At 71.6% G+C, this 24244-nt stretch carries 22 protein-coding genes and 2 pseudogenes; 14 read left to right on the forward strand and 10 right to left on the reverse strand.

The features are described 5' to 3' along the window. Positions 1 to 87 precede the first annotated feature (87 nt). From VE614_RS01755 to moaA, 3 genes are all read left to right on the forward strand, one after another. Positions 88 to 444 (forward strand): DUF485 domain-containing protein, encoded by a 357-nt coding sequence (locus tag VE614_RS01755; protein WP_324930741.1) that lies wholly within the window; start codon positions 88 to 90, stop codon positions 442 to 444. Beyond that, entirely contained in the window at positions 441 to 2063 is a 1623-nt protein-coding gene (locus tag VE614_RS01760; RefSeq protein ID WP_324930744.1) for a cation acetate symporter, read from the forward strand. Before VE614_RS01755 ends, VE614_RS01760 begins: the two co-directional genes overlap by 4 nt. Positions 2064 to 2226: 163 nt before the next feature. Then, positions 2227 to 3216: a GTP 3',8-cyclase MoaA gene (moaA, locus tag VE614_RS01765; protein WP_324930746.1), complete on the forward strand. Its 990-nt coding sequence runs from the start codon at positions 2227 to 2229 to the stop codon at positions 3214 to 3216. Positions 3217 to 3233: 17 nt separating this feature from the next. Here moaA and VE614_RS01770 read toward each other — a convergent pair whose 3' ends face one another. After that, entirely contained in the window at positions 3234 to 3452 is a 219-nt protein-coding gene (locus tag VE614_RS01770; RefSeq protein WP_324930749.1) for a hypothetical protein, read from the reverse strand. Between the two features lie 205 nt (positions 3453 to 3657). Next, on the reverse strand, positions 3658 to 4035 hold the full coding sequence (locus VE614_RS01775) for a DUF3099 domain-containing protein (protein WP_324930753.1): 378 nt from the start codon (positions 4033 to 4035) through the stop codon (positions 3658 to 3660). A 250-nt stretch (positions 4036 to 4285) separates the two neighbouring features. Here VE614_RS01775 and VE614_RS01780 point away from each other — a divergent pair, with 250 nt between their 5' ends. Then, positions 4286 to 4567: a GlsB/YeaQ/YmgE family stress response membrane protein gene (locus tag VE614_RS01780; protein WP_324930756.1), complete on the forward strand. Its 282-nt coding sequence runs from the start codon at positions 4286 to 4288 to the stop codon at positions 4565 to 4567. A 97-nt stretch (positions 4568 to 4664) separates the two neighbouring features. Here VE614_RS01780 and tyrS read toward each other — a convergent pair whose 3' ends face one another. From tyrS to VE614_RS01795, 3 genes are all read right to left on the reverse strand, one after another. Beyond that, a complete protein-coding gene (tyrS, locus tag VE614_RS01785; RefSeq protein WP_324930759.1) occupies positions 4665 to 5933 on the reverse strand; it encodes a tyrosine--tRNA ligase in 1269 nt (422 codons plus the stop codon). Between the two features lie 79 nt (positions 5934 to 6012). Beyond that, positions 6013 to 7407: a metallopeptidase TldD-related protein gene (locus tag VE614_RS01790; RefSeq protein WP_324930763.1), complete on the reverse strand. Its 1395-nt coding sequence runs from the start codon at positions 7405 to 7407 to the stop codon at positions 6013 to 6015. After that, positions 7404 to 8927, reverse strand: coding sequence for a TldD/PmbA family protein (locus tag VE614_RS01795; protein WP_324930766.1), 1524 nt, complete (start codon positions 8925 to 8927; stop codon positions 7404 to 7406). Before VE614_RS01795 ends, VE614_RS01790 begins: the two co-directional genes overlap by 4 nt. 254 nt (positions 8928 to 9181) lie before the next feature. Between VE614_RS01795 and fabG the strand changes: the two genes are divergently transcribed. From fabG to VE614_RS01810, 3 genes are all read left to right on the forward strand, one after another. After that, positions 9182 to 9886, forward strand: coding sequence for a 3-oxoacyl-[acyl-carrier-protein] reductase (fabG, locus tag VE614_RS01800; protein ID WP_043499599.1), 705 nt, complete (start codon positions 9182 to 9184; stop codon positions 9884 to 9886). Positions 9887 to 9891: 5 nt separating this feature from the next. Further along, on the forward strand, positions 9892 to 10659 hold the full coding sequence (fabI, locus tag VE614_RS01805; RefSeq protein WP_324930772.1) for an enoyl-ACP reductase FabI: 768 nt from the start codon (positions 9892 to 9894) through the stop codon (positions 10657 to 10659). Between the two features lie 175 nt (positions 10660 to 10834). Beyond that, positions 10835 to 11188, forward strand: coding sequence for a hypothetical protein (locus VE614_RS01810; protein ID WP_324930776.1), 354 nt, complete (start codon positions 10835 to 10837; stop codon positions 11186 to 11188). Here VE614_RS01810 and VE614_RS01815 read toward each other — a convergent pair. Beyond that, a complete protein-coding gene (locus tag VE614_RS01815; protein ID WP_324930779.1) occupies positions 11163 to 11849 on the reverse strand; it encodes a FadR/GntR family transcriptional regulator in 687 nt (228 codons plus the stop codon). The genes VE614_RS01810 and VE614_RS01815 overlap by 26 nt on opposite strands. An 82-nt stretch (positions 11850 to 11931) precedes the next feature. Between VE614_RS01815 and VE614_RS01820 the strand changes: the two genes are divergently transcribed. The 4 genes from VE614_RS01820 (at position 11932) to VE614_RS01835 (ending at position 14365) form a co-directional block, all read left to right on the forward strand. Continuing rightward, positions 11932 to 13236: a CynX/NimT family MFS transporter gene (locus VE614_RS01820; RefSeq protein WP_414719478.1), complete on the forward strand. Its 1305-nt coding sequence runs from the start codon at positions 11932 to 11934 to the stop codon at positions 13234 to 13236. Between the two features lie 57 nt (positions 13237 to 13293). Next, positions 13294 to 13410, forward strand: a complete 117-nt coding sequence (locus tag VE614_RS01825; RefSeq protein WP_086169366.1) for an SGM_5486 family transporter-associated protein — start codon at positions 13294 to 13296, stop codon at positions 13408 to 13410. Positions 13411 to 13585: 175 nt separating this feature from the next. Then, the gene (locus VE614_RS01830) at positions 13586 to 13792 is read left to right on the forward strand and encodes a hypothetical protein (RefSeq protein WP_324930788.1); all 207 of its coding nucleotides are present in this window, start codon (positions 13586 to 13588) and stop codon (positions 13790 to 13792) included. 54 nt (positions 13793 to 13846) lie between these two features. Further along, positions 13847 to 14365 (forward strand): histidine phosphatase family protein, encoded by a 519-nt coding sequence (locus VE614_RS01835; protein WP_324930791.1) that lies wholly within the window; start codon positions 13847 to 13849, stop codon positions 14363 to 14365. Between the two features lie 141 nt (positions 14366 to 14506). Here the strand turns inward: VE614_RS01835 and serB are convergent, their stop codons facing one another. Then, the gene (serB, locus tag VE614_RS01840; protein WP_324930795.1) at positions 14507 to 15715 is read right to left on the reverse strand and encodes a phosphoserine phosphatase SerB; all 1209 of its coding nucleotides are present in this window, start codon (positions 15713 to 15715) and stop codon (positions 14507 to 14509) included. 148 nt (positions 15716 to 15863) lie between these two features. Further along, positions 15864 to 17750 (reverse strand): annotated as a pseudogene (locus tag VE614_RS01845) (streptophobe family protein); the annotation flags it as partial. Positions 17751 to 17991: 241 nt separating this feature from the next. On the opposite strand from VE614_RS01845, the gene VE614_RS01850 reads away from it, so the two are divergent. Beyond that, the gene (locus VE614_RS01850) at positions 17992 to 20529 is read left to right on the forward strand and encodes an FHA domain-containing protein (RefSeq protein WP_324930798.1); all 2538 of its coding nucleotides are present in this window, start codon (positions 17992 to 17994) and stop codon (positions 20527 to 20529) included. An 84-nt stretch (positions 20530 to 20613) separates the two neighbouring features. Here the strand turns inward: VE614_RS01850 and VE614_RS01855 are convergent, their stop codons facing one another. Both VE614_RS01855 and VE614_RS01860 read right to left on the reverse strand, forming a co-directional pair. After that, complete coding sequence (locus tag VE614_RS01855) at positions 20614 to 21426, reverse strand: transglycosylase SLT domain-containing protein (protein WP_324930802.1); 813 nt, start codon at positions 21424 to 21426, stop codon at positions 20614 to 20616. Positions 21427 to 21724: 298 nt separating this feature from the next. Beyond that, positions 21725 to 22097: pseudogene (locus VE614_RS01860) on the reverse strand (S-adenosylmethionine:tRNA ribosyltransferase-isomerase); the annotation flags it as partial. 271 nt (positions 22098 to 22368) lie between these two features. On the opposite strand from VE614_RS01860, the gene VE614_RS01865 reads away from it, so the two are divergent. Both VE614_RS01865 and VE614_RS01870 read left to right on the forward strand, forming a co-directional pair. Further along, positions 22369 to 23547: a GAF domain-containing sensor histidine kinase gene (locus VE614_RS01865; RefSeq protein ID WP_324930806.1), complete on the forward strand. Its 1179-nt coding sequence runs from the start codon at positions 22369 to 22371 to the stop codon at positions 23545 to 23547. Then, positions 23540 to 24181, forward strand: a complete 642-nt coding sequence (locus VE614_RS01870; protein WP_324930809.1) for a response regulator transcription factor — start codon at positions 23540 to 23542, stop codon at positions 24179 to 24181. The genes VE614_RS01865 and VE614_RS01870 overlap by 8 nt, the downstream gene beginning before the upstream one ends. Positions 24182 to 24244: the final 63 nt, after the last annotated feature.

A 24244-nucleotide genomic window follows, 5' to 3' on the forward strand; every position in this document is an offset into this window, starting at 1 on the left:
CGGATCACGCCGGGGGCCCCTAGCATCGCCGCCCGGCTGGCGTGATCCATATCACTCATGTCACCACCCGCACCGCGAGGAGACTCCGTGGCCACCGACGCACCGCCCCCTTCGAAGACCGAACACCGGCTCCCGTCCACCGAGGAGTTCGCCCGGGTGCAGGAGAGCGCGGAGTTCGGTGAACTGCGCCGTTCCTACCGCTCCTTCGCCTTTCCGCTGACCGTCGGCTTCATCGCCTGGTACCTGCTGTACGTGCTGCTCTCCAACTACGCGGGCGGCTTCATGGGCACCAAGCTGTTCGGCAACATCAACGTGGCCCTCGCCCTCGGCCTCGCCCAGTTCCTCACCACGTTCCTCATCGCCTGGTGGTACGCGCGGCACGCCGCCGCCAAGCTCGACCCCAAGGCCGAGGCCATCAAGTCCCGTATGGAGGCCGCCGAATGAACACCGCAGCCATCACCCTGGCCGCCGGCGAGGCCAGCGAGCACCGCGGGCTGATCATCAGCCTCTTCGGTGTCTTCGTGGTCGCCACCCTGGTCATCACCATCTGGGCCGGCCGGCAGACCAAGGACGCCGCCGACTTCTACGCCGGCGGACGCCAGTTCACCGGCTTCCAGAACGGCCTCGCCGTCTCCGGCGACTACATGTCCGCCGCGTCCTTCCTCGGCATCGCGGGCGCCATCGCCCTCTTCGGCTACGACGGCTTCCTGTACTCCATCGGCTTCCTGGTCGCCTGGCTCGTCGCCCTGCTGCTGGTCGCCGAACCGCTGCGCAACTCCGGCCGCTACACCATGGGCGACGTCCTCGCCTACCGGATGCGCCAGCGCCCCGTGCGCACCGCGGCCGGCACCTCCACCATCGTCGTGTCGATCTTCTACCTGCTGGCCCAGATGGCGGGCGCGGGCGTCCTGGTCTCGCTGCTGCTCGGCATCACCAGCGACGGCGGCAAGGTCGCCATCGTCGCCCTGGTCGGCATCCTGATGATCGTCTACGTCAGCATCGGCGGCATGAAGGGCACCACCTGGGTGCAGATGGTCAAGGCCGTGCTGCTCATCGCGGGCGCCCTGCTGCTGACCTTCCTGGTGCTGCTGAAGTTCGACTTCAACATCTCCGAGCTGCTCGGCAGCGCCGCCGACAAGAGCGGCCACGGCGCGGCCTTCCTGGAGCCCGGCCTCAAGTACGGCGCCACCGGCACCAGCAAGCTGGACTTCATCTCCCTCGGCATCGCCCTCGTCCTGGGCACCGCCGGCCTGCCGCACATCCTGATCCGCTTCTACACCGTCCCCACCGCCCAGGCCGCCCGCAAGTCCGTGATCTGGGCGATCGGCCTGATCGGCGCCTTCTACCTGATGACCCTCGCGCTCGGCTTCGGCGCCGCCGCGCTGATCAGCCCCGAGGAGATCACCAGCTCCAACAAGGCGGGCAACACCGCCGCCCCGCTGCTCGCCCTGCACCTGGGCGGCGTCGACTCCACCTGGGGCGCCATCCTGCTCGCCACCATCTCGGCGGTCGCCTTCGCCACCATCCTCGCGGTCGTCGCCGGCCTCACCCTGGCCTCCTCGTCGTCGTTCGCGCACGACATCTACGCCAACGTCATCAAGAAGGGCCAGGCCTCCGAGAAGCAGGAGATCCGCGCGGCCCGCTGGGCCACCGTCGGCATCGGGGCGGTCTCCATCGTGCTCGGCGCCCTCGCCCGCGACCTGAACGTGGCCGGCCTGGTCGCCCTCGCCTTCGCGGTCGCCGCCTCCGCCAACCTGCCGACGATCCTCTACAGCCTGTTCTGGAAGCGCTTCACCACCCAGGGCGCCCTGTGGTCGATCTACGGCGGTCTGGTCACGGCGGTCGGCCTGGTGCTGTTCTCGCCGGTCGTCTCCGGCAAGCCCAGCTCGATGTTCCCCGACGCCGACTTCCACTGGTTCCCACTGGAGAACCCCGGCATCATCTCGATCCCGGTCGGCTTCCTGCTGGGCGTCATCGGCACCCTGATGTCGAAGGAAGAGCCGGACAAGGGCAAGTACGCCGAGCTGGAGGTCCGCTCCCTCACCGGCACCGGCGCTCACTGAGCCCACCCCGCACGGCCGCGTCGTAGGTCCCTACGACGCGGCCGTGTCTTACGTCGTGGGATCGGGCACTGTCGTTGTCAGTGCGGTCACGTAGGCTCATTGGTGGCGGACAGCGCGTCCTCGGCGTGCTCCGCCGTGCTCCGCGACGAGGGAGGGGGCCCACGTGCTCATCGACACCTACGGCCGGGTGGCCACCGACCTGCGGGTCTCGCTGACCGACCGGTGCAATCTGCGCTGCACCTACTGCATGCCCGAAGAAGGCCTGCAGTGGCTGGCCAAGCCCGACCTGCTCACGGACGACGAGATCGTCCGTCTCATCGACATCGCGGTCACCTCCCTCGGTATCCGGGAAGTCCGTTTCACCGGCGGCGAACCCTTGCTGCGCCCCGGCCTGGTCGGCATCGTCGAGCGCGTCGCGGCCCTCGGACCCCGCCCCCAGATGTCACTGACGACGAACGGCATCGGCCTCAGGCGCACCGCGACCGCCCTGAAGTCCGCCGGCCTGGACCGGGTCAACGTCTCCTTGGACACCCTGCGCCCCGACGTCTTCAAGACCCTCACCCGCCGCGACCGGCACAAGGACGTCCTGGAAGGCCTGGAAGCCGCCCGTGCGGCCGGCCTCACCCCGGTCAAGGTCAACTCCGTCCTGATGCCGGGGCTCAACGAGGACGAGGCCCCCGACCTCCTCGCCTGGGCCGTCGAGCACGACTACGAACTGCGGTTCATCGAGCAGATGCCCCTGGACGCCCAGCACGGCTGGAAGCGCGAGGGCATGATCACGGCAGGCGACATCCTGACGTCCCTCCGCACCCGTTTCGACCTCACCGCCGAGGGCGACGAGGCCCGCGGCTCCGCCCCGGCCGAGCGCTGGCTGGTCGACGGCGGCCCGCACCGCGTGGGCGTCATCGCCTCTGTCACCCGCCCGTTCTGCTCCGCCTGCGACCGCACCCGTCTCACCGCCGACGGCCAGGTCCGCACCTGCCTCTTCGCCACCGAGGAGACCGACCTGCGGGCCGCCCTGCGCTCCGGCGCCCCCGACGAGGAGATCGCCCGCATCTGGCGCCTCGCGATGTGGGGCAAGAAGGCGGGCGCGGGCCTGGACGACCCGGGCTTCGTCCAGCCGGACCGCCCGATGTCGGCGATCGGCGGCTGACCAGGAGGCGACGCAGCTCAGCCCTCCTGCCGCTCCCACTCCTCGAGCGGCACGACGTCCTTCAGGAACCCCCGCACGCCCAGGAACTGCGACAGATGCTCGCGATGCTCCTCGCAGGCCAGCCACGTCTTGCGCCGGTCCGGGGTGTGGATCTTCGGGTTGTTCCAGGCCAGCACCCACACGGCCGCGGCCCGGCAGCCCTTGGCGGAACAGATGACAGAGTTCTCGTCGCTCACGCTTCGTCTCACAACCGCACAGAGAAAACGGCACAGAAAAAACGACGCCGAGCAGCCACGGGGGGAGCTGCCCGGCGTCGGTCCATCGCTCCGACGGGGGATGCGGAGCGCGTACGCAGTATGTCACGGGTAACCGGTTGCCAGGCACTGGAACTACAGGATTGATCTGAGCTTTTCTTGAGCTTTAACCGGACCCGCAGGGCGATCAGTCCCGCGGCTCGCCCCCCGGCTTCGCCCCGGAGCCGTCCACCGCGTCCTCCGCACCGGATTCCGCCCTCGGCGGCGCGATCATCGGCGGCGGAGCCACCGACACGAACGTCGAGGGCAGCGACGGCGCGTTCTCCCGCCCCGCGTTGGCGATCACCACCGCGATGTACGGCAGCACGGCGCCGAGCACCAGCGCCACCACCGCGACATGCCGTTCCACGTTCCAGAGCACCGCGGCAAGGATCACCGCGACCGTGCGGACGCTCATCGAGATGACATACCGGCGCTGCCGTCCGCGGACATCCTCCTGGAGGCTCTGCCGGGCTCCGGTGATCCGGAACACCTGGGCGTTGCCGCCGTCCCGCTGCTTCCGCATCACATTCCACCATCCGCCCGCATCGGACTCTCCCAGGCCCGTCCCGACGTCCACCGCACCGGTCGGACGCCCGGCCGGGACAGCCTCCACGTTACGCCGCGCCTGCGCCGCCCACGAGACCGGGGCGTCCCTCCGGCCTGCGCGAAGACATCACCCGTCCCGCGTACGGCCGCACCCGACATGCGCCGTACGGCGTACGGGCCGAGACTGGGCGAGTACTGCTCACGTCGAGCCGGACGAGGAGGCAACCATGGGCTGGTTGTGGGCGATCATCGTGGGGTTGGTGCTGGGTCTGCTCGCGAAGGCGATCATCCCGGGGAAACAGCACAGTCCCCTGTGGCTGGTCACCATCTTCGGCATGCTCGGTGCCATCGCGGGCAACGCCGTAGCGCGCGGTTTCGGCGTCGACGAGACGCCGGGCATCGACTGGAGCCGGCACATCTTCCAGCTCATCGCCGCCATCATCATCGTCGCCGTGGGCGACATGCTGTACATGGCGACGCTCGGCAAGCGCAAGCGGGAACGGGCGTAGAAACGCCGGGCCCGAGACGCCCTGAAGGGGCGCGGGGAACTGCGCGAGAACCACGACGAAAGCCGCGGCCGCACCAAGTCCCCACGCCCCCCGGCGCCTAGGCGCCCACAACCTCCACAGCGGCAAGATTCTTCTTGCCGCGCCGCAGCACCAGCCACCGCCCGTGCAGCAGATCCTCCTTCGCGGGCACGGCGTCCTCGCCGGCGACCTTCGCGTTGTTCACGTAGGCGCCGCCCTCCTTCACCGTGCGCCGCGCGGCGGACTTGCTGGCCACCAGGCCGACCTCGGCGAACAGGTCGACGACCGGACCCAGCTCGGTGACCTGGATGTGCGGCACCTCGGACAACGCCGCGGACAGCGTCCGCTCGTCCAGGCCGGTCAGCTCACCCTGGCCGAAGAGCGCCTTGGACGCCGCGATCACCGCGGCGGTCTGGTCGGCGCCGTGCACCAGCGTGGTCAGCTCCTCGGCGAGCGCGCGCTGCGCGGCCCGGGCCTGCGGCCGCTCCTCGGTCTGCCGCTCCAGCTCCTCCAGCTCCGCGCGGGACTTGAAGGACAGGATGCGCAGGTACCGGGTGATGTCCCGGTCGTCCACGTTCAGCCAGAACTGGTAGAACGCGTACGGCGTGGTCATCTCCGGGTCGAGCCAGACGGCGCCGCCCTCGGTCTTGCCGAACTTGGTGCCGTCCGCCTTGGTCATCAGCGGGGTCGCCAGCGCGTGCACCTCGGCGCCCGGCTCCAGCCTGTGGATCAGGTCCAGGCCGGCCGTGAGGTTGCCCCACTGGTCGCTGCCGCCCTGCTGGAGCGTGCAGCCGTACCGCCGGTAGAGCTGGAGGAAGTCCATGCCCTGGAGGATCTGGTAGCTGAATTCCGTGTAGCTGATGCCCTGGTCGGACTCCAGGCGGCGGGCGACCGAGTCCTTGGTCAGCATCTTGTTGACGCGGAAGTGCTTGCCGATGTCCCGCAGGAACTCGATCGCGGACAGGCCCGCGGTCCAGTCCAGGTTGTTGACCATCACGGCCGCGTTCTCGCCCTCGAAGGACAGGAACGGCTCGATCTGGGCGCGCAGCCTGCCGACCCAGCCGGCGACCGTCTCCGGGTCGTTCAGCGTGCGCTCGGCGGTCGGGCGGGGGTCGCCGATCAGACCCGTGGCGCCGCCCACCAGCGCCAGCGGCCGGTGCCCGGCCTGCTGGAGCCGGCGCACGGTGAGCACCTGGACCAGATGCCCCACGTGCAGGGACGGCGCGGTCGGGTCGAAACCGCAATAGAACGTGACGGGACCGTCCGCGAGCGCCTTGCGCAAAGCGTCCTCGTCAGTGGACTGGGCGAACAGCCCACGCCACTTCAGCTCGTCGACGATGTCCGTCACGGTCGCATGTCTCCTTGAACGGTGAAAAAGGGTTCCCCCAGTCTATGGGGGGCCACCGACAGTCATGGGGGTCGGCTGCTCAGACGCCGCGACTGACCGAGCTCATGTTGAAGTCGGGCACCCGCAGCGGCGGCATCGCAGCCCTGGTGAACCAGTCGCTCCACTCCCGCGGCAGCGTCTTTTCCGTACGTCCGGCCTCGACGGCCCGGCCCAGCAGGCCGACCGGCGACTCGTTGAACCGGAAGTTGTTCACCTCGCCGGTCACCTCGCCGTTCTCGACCAGGTACACCCCGTCCCGGGTCAGGCCGGTGAGCAGCAGCGTCGCCGGGTCGACCTCGCGGATGTACCACAGGCAGGTCAGCAGCAGCCCGCGCTCGGTGCCCGCCACCATCTGGTCCAGGGAACGGTCGTCCCCGCCGTCGAGAATCAGGTTGTCGATGGCCGGCGCCACCGGCAGCCCGGTGAGGTCCGCGCTGTGCCGGCTGGTGATCAGATGCCTCAGCTCGCCCTGGCCGATCCACTCGGTCGCCGCGAGCGGCAGCCCGTTGTCGAACACCGAGGAGTCGCCGCCGGAGGAGTGCGCGAGGACGAACGGCGCGGCCTCCAGACCCGGCTCGTGCGGGTCGCTGCGCAGGGTCAGCGGCAGCTCGCTCAGCTTTTCGCCGACCCGGTTGCCGCCGCCGGGCTTGGAGAACACCGTCCGGCCCTCGTTGGCGTCCCGGCCCGAGGACGACCACATCTGGTAGATCAGCAGGTCCGCGACGGCGGTCGGCGGCAGCAGCGTCTCGTACCGTCCGGCGGGCAGCTCGATCCGGCGCTCGGCCCAGCCGAGGCGTACGGCCAGTTCCGCGTCCAGTGCCGCCGGGTCGACGTCCCGGAAGTCCCGGGTGGAGCGGCCGGCCCACGCCGAGCGGGTGCGGTCCGGCGACTTCGCGTTCAGCTCCAGGGTCCCGTTGGGCTGGTCGTGCCGCAGCCGCAGCCCCGTGGACGTACCGAGGTAGCTGCTGGTCAGCTCGTGGTTGGCGAAGCCGTACAGCTCCCGGCCGCCCGCCCGCGCGCGGGCGAACGCCTCGCCCAGGGCGGGCGCGAAGCCGGCGAAGACGGCCGAGGAGGTCTCCGCGGGGCCCGCCGTGAAGTCCGGCGACGCGGGCACGTCCGTGACCAGGGGCCGGGCGTCCTCGGCGGGCGCGGCACCGCGCGCGGCGGCCTCCGCGGCCCGCACCAGCGGCTCCAGGTCGTCCCTGGTCACCGCCGAGCGGGACACGACGCCCGAGGCGGTGCCTTCCTTGCCGTCGACGGTCGCGATCACGGTGAGCGTGCGCCCGCGAGTGACACCGTTCGTGGTGAGCGCGTTGCCCGCCCAGCGCAGATTGGCGGTCGACTGCTCGTCGGCGATCACGACACAGCCGTCCGCCTCGGACAGCTCCAGGGCTCGCTCGACGATCTCGTGCGGCTTGTTCGTCGCGGCGCTCATCGACCGGCCTCCTGGGTGGTGTTCAGAATGTTGACGCCCCGGAAGAGGGCGGAGGGGCAGCCGTGGGAGACGGCGGCGACCTGCCCCGGCTGGGCCTTGCCGCAGTTGAAGGCGCCACCCAGGACATACGTCTGGGGGCCGCCGACCGCGGCCATCGACCCCCAGAAGTCGGTGGTCGTCGCCTGGTAGGCGACATCGCGCAGCTGTCCGGTGATCCGCCCGTTCTCGATCCTGAAGAAGCGCTGCCCGGTGAACTGGAAGTTGTAGCGCTGCATGTCGATGGACCAGGACCGGTCCCCGACGACGTAGATGCCCCGGTCGACGCCGCCGATCAGATCCTCGGTCGACATCCCGGCGGGGTCCGGCCGCAGCGACACGTTGGCCATCCGCTGCACCGGGACGTGCGCGGGGGAGTCGGCGAAGGCGCACCCGTTGGACCGGCCGAGCCCGGTCAGCCGCGCGATCCTGCGGTCCAGCTGGTAGCCGACGAGCGTGCCCTCCCTCACCAGGTCCCAGGACTGCGCCTCGACGCCCTCGTCGTCGTAGCCGATGGTCGCCAGGCCGTGCTCGGCGGTGCGGTCACCGGTGACGTTCATCAGCTCCGAGCCGTAGCGCAGCTTGCCGAGCTGGTCGAAGGTGGCGAAGGAGGTGCCGGCGTACGCGGCCTCGTAGCCGAGCGCGCGGTCCAGCTCGGTGGCGTGCCCGATGGACTCGTGGATGGTCAGCCACAGGTTGGACGGGTCCACCACGAGGTCGTACAGCCCCGGCTCCACGCTCGGCGCGCGCATCTTCTGCGCGAGCAGCTCCGGAATCTCGGCCAGCTCCGCGTCCCAGTCCCAGCCGGTGCCGGTCAGATACTCCCAGCCGCGGCCCGCCGGCGGCGCGAGGGTGCGCATCGAGTCGAACTCGCCGCTCGACTCGTCCACCGACACCGCGGTGAGCTGCGGATGCAGCCGCACCCGCTGCTGGGTGGTCGCGGTCCCCGCCGTATCGGCGTAGAACTTGTTCTCGTGCACGGTGAGCAGCGAGGCGTCGACATGGTCCACGCCGTCCGCCGCCAGCAGCCGCCGGCTCCATTCCGCGAGCAGCCCCGCCTTCTCCTCGTCGGGCACGGTGAACGGATCGATCTCGTACGACGAGATCCACGTCCGGTCCGCGTGCACGGGCTCGTCGGCCAGCTCCACCCGCTCGTCCGACCCCGCGGCCTTGATCACCTGCGCGGAGAGCCTCGCCATCGCCACGGCCTGGCTGGCCACCTTCGCGGCGGCGTCCATGGTCAGATCCACGCCGGACGCGAACCCCCACGTCCCGCCGTGCACCACGCGCACCGCGTATCCCAGATCCGTGGTGTCCGACGACCCGGACGGCTTGCCGTCCCGCAGCCGCCAGGACGCGCTGCGCACCCGCTCCAGCCGGAAGTCGGCGTGCTCCGCGCCGAGCGCACGCGCGCGTGCGAGCGCGGCGTCCGCCAGGGCACGTAGCGGAAGCGCCGTGAAGGCTTCGTCGATGGTATGAGGCACCCGAGGTCTCCCTGCTGTCGTCGCCTGTCGGCTCCGATCATGTCGCGCCCGCGGGCCCGCGGACCACATGTTTGCCTCCCGCGACCGGGGCTTTCTGTAGGGATTCGACAGTGTGCCCCCTGAGCCACTGTCGGTGCCCGAATGTCCGGCGCGGGGAGCCGACCGATAGGTTTTCCGGGAAGCCGCCTGTCATCGCCGCCTGTCGTCCAGGTGCCCGGGCGGGGGAATCAGACCGCTATGGAAAGGGTGATCCGTTGAGCCGCTCGGTTCTCGTCACCGGAGGCAACCGGGGCATCGGCCTCGCCATCGCCCGCGCTTTCGCCGACGCCGGCGACAAGGTCGCGATCACGTACCGCTCGGGGGAGCCGCCCGCCGGTTTCCTGGCGGTCAAGTGCGACATCACCGACTCCGAGCAGGTGGAGCAGGCCTACAAGGAGATCGAGGCCGAGCACGGCCCGGTCGAGGTGCTGGTGGCCAACGCCGGCATCACCAAGGACCAGCTGCTCATGCGGATGTCCGAGGAGGACTTCACCTCGGTCCTCGACACCAACCTCACCGGCACCTTCCGGGTCGTCAAGCGCGCCAACCGCGGCATGCTGCGCGCCAAGAAGGGCCGCGTCGTCCTCGTCTCGTCCGTCGTCGGCCTGCTCGGCTCGGCGGGCCAGGCGAACTACGCCGCCTCCAAGGCCGCCCTGGTCGGCTTCGCGCGCTCCCTCGCCCGTGAGCTGGGCTCGCGCAACATCACCTTCAACGTCGTCGCGCCCGGCTTCGTCGACACCGACATGACCAAGGTGCTCACCGACGAGCAGCGTCAGGGCATCGTCGCGCAGGTGCCGCTCGGCCGGTACGCGCAGCCGGAGGAGGTCGCCGCGGCGGTGCGGTTCCTCGCCTCGGACGACGCCTCGTACATCACTGGAGCCGTCATTCCCGTTGACGGCGGACTGGGAATGGGTCACTGATCACCATGAGCGGAATTCTCGAGGGCAAGCGCGTCCTGATCACCGGTGTGCTGATGGAGTCCTCCATCGCGTTCCACGCCGCCAAGCTGGCCCAGGAGCAGGGCGCCGAGATCATCCTGACCGCCTTCCCGCGGCCCACGCTGACCGAGCGCATCGCCAGGAAGCTCCCGAAGCCCACCAAGGTCATCGAGCTGGACGTGACCAACGAGGAGCACCTCGGGCGTCTGGCCGACGTCGTCGGCGAGGAGCTGGGCGGCCTCGACGGCGTCGTCCACTCCATCGGCTTCGCCCCGCAGGACGCGCTCGGCGGCAACTTCCTGAACACGCCGTTCGAGTCGGTCGCCACCGCCATGCACGTCTCGGCGTTCTCCCTGAAGTCCCTGACGATGGCCTGCCTGCCGCTGATGCAGAACGGCGGGTCCGTCGTCGGCCTCACCTTCGACGCGCAGTACGCCTGGCCGCAGTACGACTGGATGGGTCCGGCCAAGGCCGCCCTGGAGGCCACCAGCCGCTACATGGCGCGTGACCTGGGCAAGCAGAACATCCGCTGCAACCTCATCTCCGCGGGCCCCATCGGCTCCATGGCCGCCAAGTCCATCCCGGGCTTCAGCGACCTGGCCTCCGTGTGGGACACCCGTTCCCCGCTGGAGTGGGACCTGAAGGACCCGGAGCCGGCCGGCCGCGGCATCGTCGCCCTGCTGAGCGACTGGTTCCCGAAGACCACCGGCGAGATCATCCACGTCGACGGCGGGCTGCACGCCATCGGCGCCTGACCTTCCCGGACGGCTTCCGCGTACGTCGCCAGACGCCCCGTTCCCCGCAGCGCGCGGGGAGCGGGGCGTCCCCCGTTCGGCCCAGTCGGCCGGGCGGAGCACCGGGGCGGCTGGGCACTCTGGAGGAAGCGTTCACCGACGCGACCCTCCCCCGTACGGCCGAGGAGGTCCCCTTGTGCGCCTGTTCCGCAGCCTGGCCTCAGTGACCGTAGCCGTAGCCCTGGTGCTGTCCCTGTCGTACGAAGCGATGCCCCACGCGCGCGTGGCGGCACCCGCCACCGACGTCCCGAAGCCGTTCGGTGCCGAGTGCCGCACCCGCGTGCACGGCTCCGAGGTGACCGCCCACTGCCACAACCCCTATGTCGACACCGACCGCGTGCGGCTGCACATCGAGTGCGACCGCTGGTGGGACCTCGACACCGACAGCGCCCCGGCCGACGCCGGGCCCGCGGAGACCGTACGGCTGACCGGCCGGTGCTGGAAGGAGGTCCGCTCGGTGTGGGTCAGCCACCAGAACCGGGGGAGCTGAACCGGCACAGGAACGGGTAGCCCGCCGCCTCGGCCGCCGCGGTCTCCGCGTCGCCCGCGCGGATGGCGTCCACCAGTCGCCCGTGGTCCATGTGGGTCTCGGGGGTCAGCTCCTCACCCACGTCCTCGCGCAGCCAGTCCCGCAGCACCTCGCCCAGGTCCGCGTACATCGCCGTCATGACGTCGTTGTGGGAGGCGGCCACCACCGCCAGGTGGAAGGTGGCGTCCGCGGTCACGAACAACTCCTTGTCGCCCGTCTCCCAGGCCTCCTCGCGCCGCGCCAGGAGCGCGTCCAGCTGCCTCAGGTCCTTCTCGGTGCGCCGCTCGGCGGCCAGCTTCGCGGCGGCCGACTCCAGCGTGGAGCGCAGCTCGGCGATGTGCCGGGGGTCGGCACCGGCGAAACGGCGGTGCATCACGCCCGCCAGCTCGCTGGTCGCCACGACGTACGTGCCCGAGCCCTGACGGATGTCCAGCAGGCCGTTGTGGGCCAGCGCCCGGACGGCCTCGCGGACCGTGTTGCGGGCGACCCCGAGCTGTTCGACCAGCTCCGGCTCGGTCGGGATGCGCGAGCCGACCGGCCATTCGCCCGAGGCGATCTGGTTGCGCAGCGCGGCGATGACCTGCTCGGACAGCGCCGAACGACGGGGGTGGCTCAAGGGCATGGCACACCTTCGCACGGGACGGGCGGCAGCGGACGCCCGGGGAATGGACAGCCAATCATCCCATGATTCTATGATGGGTCACATGGCCAGCGAGGAAACCCAGACGAGGAATCACCCGGACGTACGCGACCCCGCGGCGAGCGGCGGCGAAGCGACGCGCACAAGCTCCACGCGCGCGTGGACCACACGCCTGGTCGTCGTCGGCATCATGCTGTCCGCCCTCAACCTCCGGCCCGCCATCACCAGCCTCGGGGCCCTGCTGGAGGAGGTCCGGGACGGCCTCGGCATGAGCGGCAGCGTCGCCGGACTGCTCACCTCCGTACCGCCGCTCTGCTTCGCCGTCTTCGGCGTCATGGCACCCCGCCTGGCCCGCCGCTTCGGCCCCGCCGCCGTGGTGTGCGCCGGCATGGCCGCCATCGCCGCCGGCCTGATCATCCGGCCGTACGCGGGCGGCACGCCCGGCTTCCTGGCCGCCAGCGCGCTCGCTCTCATGGGCATCGCCGTCAGCAACGTCCTGATGCCGGTCATCGTCAAGCGCTGGTTCCCCGACCGGGTCGGGTCCATGACCGGCGCCTACTCCATGGCCCTCGCCCTCGGCACCTCCACCGCCGCCGCCGTGACCGTGCCGGTGACCGACGCGCTGGGCGGCCACTGGCAGTCCGGGCTCGCCGTGTGGGCCGCGGTCGCGGCGGCGGCCGTCCTGCCGTGGCTGCCCGTCCTGCGCAACCGGAGCGCTTCCCCCGACGCCGTGCAGGGGGACCCAGGGGCGGCGCCCCGGGGGGAGGCGCAGACGCCCGCGCTGCGGATCACCCGAAGCCGCACTGCGTGGGCGCTCGCCGTGTTCTTCGGTCTCCAGGCCACCGCCGCCTACATCACCATGGGCTGGATGGCCCAGATCTTCCGCGACGCCGGGGTCTCCGCCGGCACCGCCGGTCTGCTCCTGGCCGTCACCATGGTGATGGGGGTGCCGCTGGCCTTCGTCATCCCGCGCCTGGCCACCCGGCTGCCCCAGCAGGGACCCATCGTGCTCGCCCTCGGCGTCTGCGGCCTCATCGGCTACGCCGGTCTGTACGCCGCCCCGGCCGGCGGCGCCTGGGTCTGGGCCCTCCTGCTCGGCGTCTCCAACTGCGCCTTCCCGCTCGCCCTGACCATGGTCGGCATGCGCGCGCGGTCCGGCCCGGGGGTGGCCCAGCTGTCGGCGTTCGCGCAGAGCACCGGCTACCTGATCTCCATCCCCGGCCCGCTCCTGGTGGGCGTGCTCTACCAGCACAGCGGCGGCTGGGGACAGCCGATCGTGCTCATGATCGCCCTGATGATCCCGCAGATGGCGATGGGCTGGCTCGCGGGCCGCGACCGCACGGTGGAGGACGAGGCCGCCGCGCGCTGAGCCCGGCGCCCCGACCCCGGCCGCGCGGGTGCGGGCGGTGGGTGCGAGACTTGGCGCATGCCCGTGCTCGACCCGAACCCGCAGAACGGCCAGAAGAAGATGCTCATCGTCTTCGGCTCGTTCTTCGCCATCTTCGTGATCATCGCCGTCATCGCTTCGATCGCCGCGCCCTGAAGACCCGGCCGCCCGCCGACGGAGGGTGGGGTCAGCCCCCCATCCCCTAGGGGGTGAGGCTCAGGGTCAAGTGGGTGGATCACCGGATGGGCCGGCGGCTCTCCGTTCCGTAGCGTCGAAGTGTGGCCGCGGGAGGCGGACCACACCCAGTCGAGGACGGATCCCCGGAGGCATCATGTCGGCCCGCACCCAGCCCCGCCCCCGCCCGGCGAGCAACCGGGCCGTCGACACCCGGCTGCCCTGGTGGGCCCTCGCCCTCCCGGCGCTCGCCTTCGTCGTCCTGCTGGCGCTGATCCTCAACCCTTCGGACGCCCACGCGGCGGCCGGTGATCCCGCCATAACCCGGCTCCTGGAGCACATGCGACAGCTGCTGAGCCGCTGAGCCGCCCGTCAACTCCCTGCGCCCCATGGCCTGTTTCATGCGAAGCTGGGAGTCATGAGCGTCGCAGAACCCCGTAGGATCGTCCTCTTCCGGCATGCGAAGGCCGACTGGCCCCAGGTGAACGACCATGAGCGGCCGCTCGCCGAGCGGGGCCGCAAGGACGCCGCCGAAGCCGGACGCAGGCTGGCCGACACCGGCATCCCCTTCGATCTGGCCCTCTGCTCCACCGCGACCCGGACCCGCGAGACCTGGAAGCTCGCCGTCCACGAGTTCTCGCACCGGCCGAAAACGGTCTACGAGGAGCGGATCTACGAGGCCTCGCCCGGCGAGCTGATCGCCGTGCTCAACGAAATCCCCGACGACGCCCAGAACCTCCTCCTCATCGGCCACAACCCCGGCGTGCACGGGCTCGCCGAGGTGCTGGCCGGGGCGGCGGAGGCCGAGCCCCGCGAGCGGATGAACCGCCGCGGCTTCCCGGCCGCCGCCTTCGCCGTACTGTCCTTCTCGGGCTCCTGGAAGACCCTGGAACCGGGCGTGGCCACCCTGCTCGACTACTGGGCGCCGACCGACTGAGCCGCCCCGGCGCGGCTCGGCACGGCTCCGCACGGCTCGGAACCAGCCCGGCGGAGCCGAAGGGGCCGGCGCCGCGACACGGCACCGGCCCCGCACACCTTTCCGCTTTCCCGGGGTGGCCCGGGTCCCCGGGCGGCCCGGTCAGCTCTCCTCGTGCGCGTCCGCCGCCTCGACCTCTTCCCGGGTGACGCCGAGCAGATAGAGCACGGTGTCCAGGAACGGCACGTTCACCGCCGTGTGCGCAGCCTCCCGCACCACCGGCTTGGCGTTGAAGGCGACCCCGAGCCCCGCCGCGTTCAGCATGTCCAGGTCATTGGCGCCGTCACCGACGGCCACCGTCTGCGACAGCGGTACGCCCGCCTCCGCGGCGAACCGGCGCAGCAGCCGCGCCTTGCCCGCGCGGTCCACGATCTCGCCGGTGACCTTCCCGGTCAGCTTGCCGTCGACGATCTCCAGGGTGTTGGCCTGGGCGAAGTCCAGCCCCAGCCGTTCCTTCAGATCGTCCGTGACCTGGGTGAACCCTCCGGACACCACACCGACTTGGTAGCCGAGCCGCTTCAGCGTACGAATCAGGGTGCGGGCGCCCGGTGTCAGCCGGACCTCGCTGCGCACCTTGTCCACCACCGAGGCGTCCAGGCCCTTCAGCAGCGCCACCCGCGCGTGCAGCGACTGTTCGAAGTCCAGCTCCCCGCGCATCGCGGCGGCGGTCACCTCGGCGACCTTGTCCTCGCACCCGGCGTGTGCCGCGAAGAGCTCGATCACCTCGTCCTGGATGAGGGTGGAATCCACGTCCATCACGACCAGCCGCTGGGCCCGCCGGTGCAGCCCCGCCGCCACGACCGCCACATCGACACCGAGTGCCGCCGCGTCGGTGACCAGAGTGGTGCGCAGCGGTTCCGTCTCCACGCCGGAGACCGCGAACTCCACGGCGGTCACCGGGTACTTGGCGAGCCGGAAGATCCGGTCGATGTTGCCGCCCGCCTTGGTGATCTTGGCGGCGATGGCGGCGGTGGCCTCCGCGGTGAGCGGGTGGCCGAGCACGGTCACCAGGGAGCGGCCGAGGCCACGCGGGCGGTTGTCGCCGAGACCGGAGATGATCTCGGCCTGCATCCTCATCGACTCCGCCCAGCTGTGGACGGTGGCGCGCAGGTCGCCCTCCAGCCCGTGCGGCGGCTCGGTCACGAGCGCGCACAGCACGATCCGGCCCCGCGTGACGACCTGCTCGATGTCGACCACGTCGACGGAGTAGGCGGCGAGGGTGTCGAAGAGTCCGGCCGTGATGCCCGGCCTGTCCTTGCCAAAGATCTTGACCAGGAGAGTGGGGACGTCAGAGGTCTGCGTAGCGCTCATGGTGCTCCCACGGTAACCGGCACCCAGTGCCGCCCGCGCCCGAGGTCCGACTAGCGGACAGCGAACACTGGGCGCCGCCGAGGCGACGCCCACCTGACATGACGATCAACCACCGGGTACCGCCCTCGCCGCCGAAGCCCTGCTCGTCCCTGCCGGGCGGCGGCGCTGGGAGAGGAGGAGCCGGCGGAGGCCCGGCAGGCCGCGGGCCCGGAAGACGCCGGGGGGGGGGAGCGCAGGCGGCTCCACGGGGTGTGCCACGGTCGGGGCCCCGTGCAGATCCCGCCCGGAGAACGGCTGATCCCCGTACGGCAGACCGGCAGGCGTTCCGGGAGCAGCACCACCGGGCCGCCGGTCCTCGGGCGCCGGGTGAGGGGGACCGGTGGGCCGCCGGTCCTCGGGCGCGTCACCCGCCGGGCCCTCTTCTCCCGGCATCCGCTCCCCGGGCCCGTCACCCCCCCGCCCGCAGTACCTCCGTCTCCCGGTCGCCCCACCGCTGGGCAGCCGCAGGTACGGATTGGTCGCGGGGTCCGGCGGCCGGCAGGACGGACCCGGCAGGTACGGCCCGGGCTCCCGCCCGAAGTCCGCGCGCCCTCGTGTCACCTCTTCACGTGCCGGTGCGGCCACACGGCGCCCCGCGGCCCCGCTCGCCCACGCCAGCAGCGCCCCGCCGGCCGGACCCGGCGCCCCACACCGCGCCCAGGAGCAGGGCCGTGCCGAGGTGCGCGCGCAGTTCCAGCCCGGTCCCGAAGGCGTCGATCCCCGGCACCGGCAAGGAGGCGTACAGCGAGACCCCCGTCAGCGGACCCAGCAACGGCAGGGCGAGCGCCGTCGCCACGCCCAGCCGCAGCGCGCACCGCCCCGTGAAGCCCACGGCTCCCGGACGCCGTGGCCCACCGGAGGGCGCGTCCACCGGCGTACGCGCCGCCTGCACCACCCCCCGCGAGCAGCATCCCCAGCGCCGCCGCCACCGCCGGCAGCCACACCCGCCCGTCCAGCTCCGCGAGCCGTCCCGGGGTGACCGGCTGGTCCGAGTCGACGAGGAGGTCGTCGAGCGGGTCGGGGAGGAAACGCGTGAGGACGCCGGTGGCCTCGCCGTGCCACGGCACGCACAGACCGATCGTCATCCCGAGCCACACACCGTTCGGTGCCCCGAGCAGTGCGGCCCCCGCGATCCGCCGGGGGGTGGTCGTCACCGATCGCCGCGTACGCCGCCGCAGCGCATCCCGCCGCCACGGCGACCAGCAGCACCGCGACGAGCGCCGACGCGGCGGGCCGGACCACCCGGTGCACGGCATCCCAGCCGCGCGGCAGGGGAGTGCGGCGCGAGGCGAGCAGGGCGACGATCAGCACCCCCGTCACCCAGGCCGCGCCCCCCAGCAGCGTCGGCCCGGTGTCGACGCTGGACCCGACCGCCGCCTCGGCGTCGACGAGGTCACCGAGCCGGTCCGGCAGGAGTCTCCCGAGGCCGCCCGGATCCCCGAGATCCCCGGAATCCCCGAGCCCCGGGATCTCGGTGCCGTCCGAGCCGGGCCCGGAGCCGGAGTCAAAGCCGCCGGGCAGGTCGCCGGGTCCCAGCGCGCCCCCGTCCAGGGTGATGACGTCGTGCCCCGCCCAGGCCGGCCCGCCCAGCGCCGCCACGAACAGCGCGCCCACCGCCCCCGCGCGGGCGGCGAGTTCGGCGGGGGAGACGACAACTCCGGCGGCCCGCAACGACCGTGGGAAGAACCACGACAAAAGGAGCGCCGACCAGGCTCACGCCCCATGGCGCGATCTCGATGGCGGTCGTGGCCTCCGCGCCCTCCAGGCCGAGCACGGACACATCACCGGACGGCGTGACCGCACCACCCGCCCCGAGCGCCACCACCGACGCGGTCATCGGCCCCAGCGCACCCGCCGCATCGGCCTCCAGCAGTCGCAGCCCGAGTGCGGCCGTCCCCGCCATCCCGATCAATGCCCAGCTCACGGCGGCGATCGGGGACATCAGCACATCCACCCAGGGCACCCACGTGCCGTACCGCGCGGCCTCGGCGCTCATGGCGGCCCCCCGATCCGCGGCGCGGCGCGACCGCCGCGCCTGTCCCCCTCGCGAGGGATTACCACTCTCCGGGCCGGTTTCGACCCCGTCAACGAGAGTGCTTGCGTGCGCCCGCAGCCGGTCTTCACAAGGCCCGACTTTCGGTCAGGGCGCCCCTCCTGAAATAGTTCCCCCCGATGTTCGACATCCCTAGACTCCCCGCGACGGGGGTAACTCGGGGGACAACTCAGTGGGGCATGGAGTGCCGGAACTCGTACTGGAATCAAACGGACGGACCTTGACGCTCGACGCGTCCCGGTCCTACACACTCGGACGCGATCCTCAAGGGGATTTCGTGTTCGACGACGCCAGGGTCTCCTGGCGGCACGCCACGGTCAGCTTCAACGGACGCAGTTGGGTCATCGAGGACCACGGCAGCACCAACGGCACGTTCGTGCAGGGCCAGCGGATCCATCACATGGAGATCGGTGCCGGCTCGGCGGTGCACCTGGGCAACGCGACCGACGGACCGCTCGTGACGCTCGCCGGCGCCGCGCAGGCCGCCGTGACGCCGCAGGCCCAGCCCCAGCAGCAGCCGTACGCCGCGCAGGGCGCCGGCGCCGGATGGGCCCAGCAGCCGCAGACCGCGCAGCCGCAGGCCGGCTGGCAGCAGCCGCAGCAGCCCGCCGCGCACATCCCGCCGCAGCAGGCCCCGGCGGACCATTTCGCGCAGAAGGTTCCCGGTGGTGCCGCGGGGGCGCCGCCGGTCTACGGCGGCGACCGCAGCCCCACCACGTTCCACCAGTTCTCGCTCGGCCGGGTCATGCGCATCGGCCGTGCCCTGGAGAACGACCTGGTCGTCTCCGACCTCCAGGTCTCCCGGCACCACGCGGAGTTCCACGCGACGCCCGACGGCCGCATGGAGATCCGCGACCTGGGCTCGCACAACGGCACGTACGTCAACGGCCAGCCGATCGCCAAGGGCGGCTCGCAGCTGCTCGGCCCGGCCGACATCGTGGGCGTCGGCCACTCGACGTTCCGGATCGTCGGCGACCGCCTCGAGGAGTTCGTCGACACCGGCGAGGTGTCCTTCTCCGCCCGCCACCTGACCGTCACGGTCGACGGCGGCAAGCAGATCCTCAAGGACGTCTCGTTCGGCGTCCCGGAGAAGTCGCTGATCGCGGTCATCGGCCCGTCCGGCTCCGGCAAGTCGACCCTGCTCAAGGCGCTCACCGGTTACCGCCCCGCCAACCAGGGCGAGGTGCTGTACGACAACCGGAACCTCTACAAGCAGTTCGCCGAACTGCGCCAGCGCATCGGTCTGGTCCCGCAGGACGACATCCTGCACAAGGAGCTGACCGTCAAGAAGGCCCTCAAGTACGCGGCCAAGCTCCGCTTCCCCGCCGACACCACGGCGGCCGAGCGTGAGGCCCGGATCGACGAGGTGCTGCGCGAGCTGAAGCTCGACATCCACAAGGACAAGAAGGTCACCTCGCTCTCCGGCGGCCAGCGCAAGCGCGTCTCGGTCGCCCTGGAGCTGCTGACCAAGCCGTCGCTGATCTTCCTGGACGAGCCGACCTCCGGTCTCGACCCGGGCATGGACCGCGACGTCATGCAGCTGCTGCGCGGCCTCGCCGACGACGGCCGCACGGTCCTCGTCGTCACCCACTCGGTGGCCGAGCTGGCCCTGTGCGACAAGCTCCTGGTGATGGCGCCGGGCGGTTCCGTCGCCTACTTCGGCCCGCCCGAGGAGGCGCTGAACTTCTTCGGCTACGACACCTGGGCCGATGTCTTCTCCGCCTTCGAGAACTACCGCGACTACGACTGGGCGGGCCGCTGGAAGGGCTCGCAGCACTACCAGATGTACGCCGCGGACATCGACGCCGTCGCCCCGCAGGCCGTGCAGATGCCGCAGATGCAGGCGATCAAGCCGCCCAAGCCGCAGGGCTGGATGTCGCAGTGGGTCACGCTGGTCCGCCGCTATGTCTCCGTGATCGTCTCCGACAAGGGCTTCCTCGCCCTGATGGTGATCCTGCCGGCCGTCCTCGGCGCGGTCAGCCTGCTCATCGACCCCGACCGCGGCCTGCTGCCCAACCCGCCGAACCCGCAGAGCGGCCGGACCATCCCGAACGGCACGGCCACCACCGTGCTGCTGATCCTCGCCGTCGGCGCCTGCTTCGCCGGCGCGGCCAACTCCGTCCGTGAGCTGATCAAGGAACGGGTCATCTACGAGCGGGAGCGCGCCACCGGCCTGTCCCGCTCGGCGTACCTGATGTCCAAGGTGTTCGTGCTCGGCATGATCACCGTCCTCCAGGGCCTGCTGGTCGGCGTGATCGGCTTCGCCACCCGGGAGATCCCCGAGGAGGGCCTGCTCCTCGGCGGCGCCACCCTCGTCGAGCTGTCCCTGCCGATCATGGCGCTGGGCTTCACCTCGATGATGTTCGGCCTGATCATCTCCTCGCTGGTGAAGACCGCCGAGAAGACCATGCCGCTGCTGGTGATGTTCGCGATCATCCAGGTCGTGTTCACCGGCTGCCTCTTCGCCCTGAACGGCACGGTCGGCGTGAACCAGTTCTCGTACCTGATGCCGTCGCGCTGGGCGGTCGCCGCCGCGGGCGCCACGCTGGACTTCAACAAGATCAGCCCGCCCGAGGAGGGTGCCGACACCGACCCGCTGTGGGAGCACAGCCTGGGCACCTGGGGCCTGGACATGGCGGCCCTGATCGCGCTCGGCGTGGTCTGCGGCTTCTTCGTGGCCCGCTTCCTGCGCCGCCACGAGCCCGAGGTCATGCGCAAGTAACCCCGCGTCTCATGACGCCGAAGGGCGGCACCCCGTCAGGTGGGTGCCGCCCTTCGGCGCTGTGTACCGAGGCCCGCGCCGGCCTCAGTACGCGCTGTTGACGTTGTCCATCGAGCCGTAGCGGTCGGCCGCGTAGTTGCAGGCGGCGGTGATGTTGGCGACCGGGTCGTAGATGTCCCAGGACGTGCCGGGGACGTGGTAGGCCTGGAAGGTCGGCGGGATGACCTGGAGCAGGCCCTTCGACGGGATGCCGTTCTGGGCGTTGATGTCCCAGTTGTTGATGGCCATCGGGTTGCCCGAGGACTCCCGGATGATGTTGCGGTGGATGCCGCTGTAGGAGCCCGGGATGCCGTGCTTCTTCATGATCGCGAGCGACTCGCGGATCCAGCCGTCGAGGTTGTTCGGGTAGGTCTTGGCGGCGGCCGGCTGGACGGCGACACGCTTCGAGGTCCGGCTCGCGGCGGCCTGCGCGGCACGCTCCCGCGCCGCCTCCTTCGCGGCCTGCTCCTCGGCGGCCTTCTTGGCGGCCTGCTCCTCGGCGGCCTTCCTGGCGGCCTGCGCGGCGGCCTCGGCGGCGGCCTTCTTCTTGGCCTCGGCCGCGGCCTTCAGCTTCGCGGCGGCGTCGGCGGCGGCCTGCCGCTTCGCCTCGATCGCCTCGACCTTCACGCTCGCACCGGCGAGCTGGTCGGTGATGGTGCCCTTGACGTCCTTGACCTGCTCGGAGCTGTAGGCCACCGCAGCCGCGGATCCGGCCTCGGTCGTGGTCGTGCTGCCGCCGGCCGGGACGAGGGAGAACGCGAGGGTGGCGGCACCGAGGGCGGCGACACCGGTGAGCGCGATCTTGTGCGTCCTGGTCGGCACGCGACTGTGACCGGGGTTCTGGGTGTTCTTGGGCATGGCGGATGGACCTCTTCGAATAGCGCGGAGGTCGCTCTACGTCCGGCGGGGAACAGGGATCTTCCCGCACGAACGCCGCGGGCCGAGACCCGCGGCGCTGAGCGACGGCAGCCATTCTTAGCGGCAGCAAAAATGCGAGGCAAAGGTGTGACGTACGATGCCGGATAGTGGATCACCTAGGGCAAATCGGGACAGACTAGACCGTCTGCCCCGCTCATGCCGAGCCCCGCCCTCTCCTATGCGGCTTCGTACGTGACCTGGGCCCTATGCGCGGGCTCACACCGCCGCAGGCGTGGTCTCACCCGCCGTTGCCGTCGCAACGCTCTGCGTGAGGGGCCTCTTCCGGAAGGACCAGACGCGCGTCCCCGAACCCCTGCCACGCGTACCGCCCGCGCACCGCCTCCTCGTACCCGCGCTCGACCGCGGCACTCCCCGTTACCGCCCGCAGCGACCCCAGATGCGAGGCCTCCGGCTCGTGCGACCCGGTCGGCAGCCCGTCCCCCACCCCACCCCGCGCTCCGGTGCGACCACCGGATCCGTCCACCCCGCACGCACGCGTACGACCCGGTCGGCGCCCACCGCCGGCGCCTCGCGCCTCCGGCTGTCCCGGCGACGCCCCCCCGGTCGCCGGCCGCCCGCACCGCGTCGATCCGCCGCGCCGACGCCTCCGGCGCACCGCACGAGCGACTCGGCGCCCAGCGCGCTCGCGGGGCGTACCAGCAGGTGGACCCCGCCCAGCCGCCAGGCCTCCGCCACCGGCCGCGCGTCGGGGCCCGGCGTCCGCGACATCCCCGGCAGGGCGGTCAACCGAGTCCCGTGCCCGGCGACCCGCCCTCCGGGCCGACGACGGGAGTCTGACGACGGGACCTAGGACCTCGGGACCAGACGGCCGCGGTCACCGGTCGGATCCGCGCTGTCACATCCCGCCGGTAGCGTGGAGACATGAGTCAAGGCCCCAGGTCCGGCCTCGCCGCGGTCAGTGCCGCGCTGCTGGCCATGAGCAGGCATCTCGAGGTGCGCGACGTCCTCAAGACCATCGTCGCCTCCGCCCGCGAGCTGCTCGACGCGCAGTACGCCGCCCTCGGCGTCCCCGACGATCACGGCGGCTTCGCCCAGTTCGTGGTCGACGGCGTCAGCGAGGAGGAGTGGAAGGCCATCGGCCCCCTGCCGCGCCAGCACGGCATCCTCGCCTCGATGCTCCACGAGGCCCGCGCCGAACGCCTCGCCGACGTGCGCAAGGACCCCCGCTTCGAGGGCTGGCCGTCCGCCCACCCGGAGCTGGCCGACTTCCTGGGCCTGCCCATCCGCGACGGCGACGAGATCATCGGCGCCCTCTTCCTGGCCAACAAGCTGTGCCCCCCGGGGGAAAATCCCCCGCACCCCCCGAGCCCCAGCCCGGACGGCGCCTGCGGCTTCACCGAGGACGACGAGGAACTGCTCGCCATCCTCGCCCAGCACGCGGCCATCGCCCTCACCAACGCCCGGCTCTACGAACGCAGCCGCGAGCTGACCATCGCCGAGGAGCGCTCCCGTCTCGCCCACGAGCTGCACGACGCCGTCAGCCAGAAGCTGTTCTCGCTGCGCCTGACCGCCCAGGCCGCCGCCGCCCTCGTCGACCGCGACCCGGGCCGCGCCAAGGGCGAACTCCAGCAGGTGGCCGCGCTCGCCGCCGAAGCCGCCGACGAGCTGCGCGCCGCCGTCGTCGAACTGCGCCCCGCCGCCCTCGACGAGGACGGCCTCGTCGCCACCCTGCGCACCCAGATACAGGTCCTCGACCGTGCCCACACCGCGCGCGTCACCTTCGACAGCCGCGGGGTGCGTGCCCTGCCCGCCGCCCAGGAGGAGGCCCTGCTGCGGGTCGCCCAGGAAGCCCTGCACAACGCGCTGCGGCACTCCGGCGCCGACCACGTCGACGTGTCCCTGGACAAGCGCGGCGGCGGCGCGGTCCTGCGCGTCACGGACGACGGCAGCGGTTTCGACCCGCGTGGGGTGCGCCGCGCGGGACGCCATCTGGGCCTGGTCTCCATGCGGGACCGGGCGAGCGGGGTCGGCGGCAGACTGACCGTGGAGTCGGCGCCCGGCAAGGGCACCACGATCGAGATGGAGGTCCCCGGTGGCTGACGCAATCAAGGTGCTGCTCGTCGACGACCACCAGGTCGTCCGCCGGGGCCTGCGCACCTTCCTGGAGGTGCAGGACGACATAGAGGTAATCGGCGAGGCCGCCGACGGCGCGGAGGGCGTCGAGCGCGCCGAGGAACTCAAACCCGACGTCGTGCTCATGGACGTCAAGATGCCGGGCATGGACGGCGTCGAGGCGCTGCGCAGACTGCGGGAGCTGGACAACCCCGCGCGCGTGCTGATCGTCACCAGCTTCACCGAACAACGCACGGTGGTCCCGGCCCTGCGCGCCGGCGCCGCCGGGTACGTCTACAAGGACGTGGACCCCGACGCCCTGGCCGGCGCCATCCGCTCGGTGCACGCCGGGCACATCCTGCTCCAGCCGGAGGTGGCGGGTGCCCTGCTCTCCCAGGAGGAGGCGGGATCCGGGCAGGGCAGAGCCGGGTCGCTCACCGAGCGGGAGCGCGAGGTGCTGGGCCTGATCGCCGACGGCCGCTCCAACCGGGAGATCGCCCGTGCCCTGGTGCTCTCCGAGAAGACGGTCAAGACCCACGTCTCGAACATCCTGATGAAGCTGGACCTCGCGGACCGCACCCAGGCCGCCCTGTGGGCCGTACGCCATGGCGTCACTGGCTGAGAAGCCCTGCGTACGGCACTACGGACGGCAACATGGAGGGTCTCGTTCCAGGCTGAGATTCAT

Origin of the sequence: Streptomyces sp. (genome assembly GCF_035645055.1) — a bacterium.
GTDB lineage: Bacteria > Actinomycetota > Actinomycetes > Streptomycetales > Streptomycetaceae > Streptomyces.

Coding starts and splice junctions, on each gene's coding strand:
- VE614_RS01820 (WP_414719478.1), top strand. CDS start 11,932: ATGGCCAGCGAGGAAACCCAGACGAGGAATCACCCGGACGTACGCGAC.
- VE614_RS01835 (WP_324930791.1), top strand. CDS start 13,847: ATGAGCGTCGCAGAACCCCGTAGGATCGTCCTCTTCCGGCATGCGAAG.
- VE614_RS01790 (WP_324930763.1), bottom strand. CDS start 7,407: ATGAGCGCCGCGACGAACAAGCCGCACGAGATCGTCGAGCGAGCCCTG.
- VE614_RS01825 (WP_086169366.1), top strand. CDS start 13,294: ATGCCCGTGCTCGACCCGAACCCGCAGAACGGCCAGAAGAAGATGCTC.
- serB (WP_324930795.1), bottom strand. CDS start 15,715: ATGAGCGCTACGCAGACCTCTGACGTCCCCACTCTCCTGGTCAAGATC.
- VE614_RS01865 (WP_324930806.1), top strand. CDS start 22,369: ATGAGTCAAGGCCCCAGGTCCGGCCTCGCCGCGGTCAGTGCCGCGCTG.
- VE614_RS01855 (WP_324930802.1), bottom strand. CDS start 21,426: ATGCCCAAGAACACCCAGAACCCCGGTCACAGTCGCGTGCCGACCAGG.
- VE614_RS01780 (WP_324930756.1), top strand. CDS start 4,286: ATGGGCTGGTTGTGGGCGATCATCGTGGGGTTGGTGCTGGGTCTGCTC.
- VE614_RS01760 (WP_324930744.1), top strand. CDS start 441: ATGAACACCGCAGCCATCACCCTGGCCGCCGGCGAGGCCAGCGAGCAC.
- VE614_RS01815 (WP_324930779.1), bottom strand. CDS start 11,849: ATGCCCTTGAGCCACCCCCGTCGTTCGGCGCTGTCCGAGCAGGTCATC.
- VE614_RS01775 (WP_324930753.1), bottom strand. CDS start 4,035: ATGCGGAAGCAGCGGGACGGCGGCAACGCCCAGGTGTTCCGGATCACC.
- fabI (WP_324930772.1), top strand. CDS start 9,892: ATGAGCGGAATTCTCGAGGGCAAGCGCGTCCTGATCACCGGTGTGCTG.
- VE614_RS01830 (WP_324930788.1), top strand. CDS start 13,586: ATGTCGGCCCGCACCCAGCCCCGCCCCCGCCCGGCGAGCAACCGGGCC.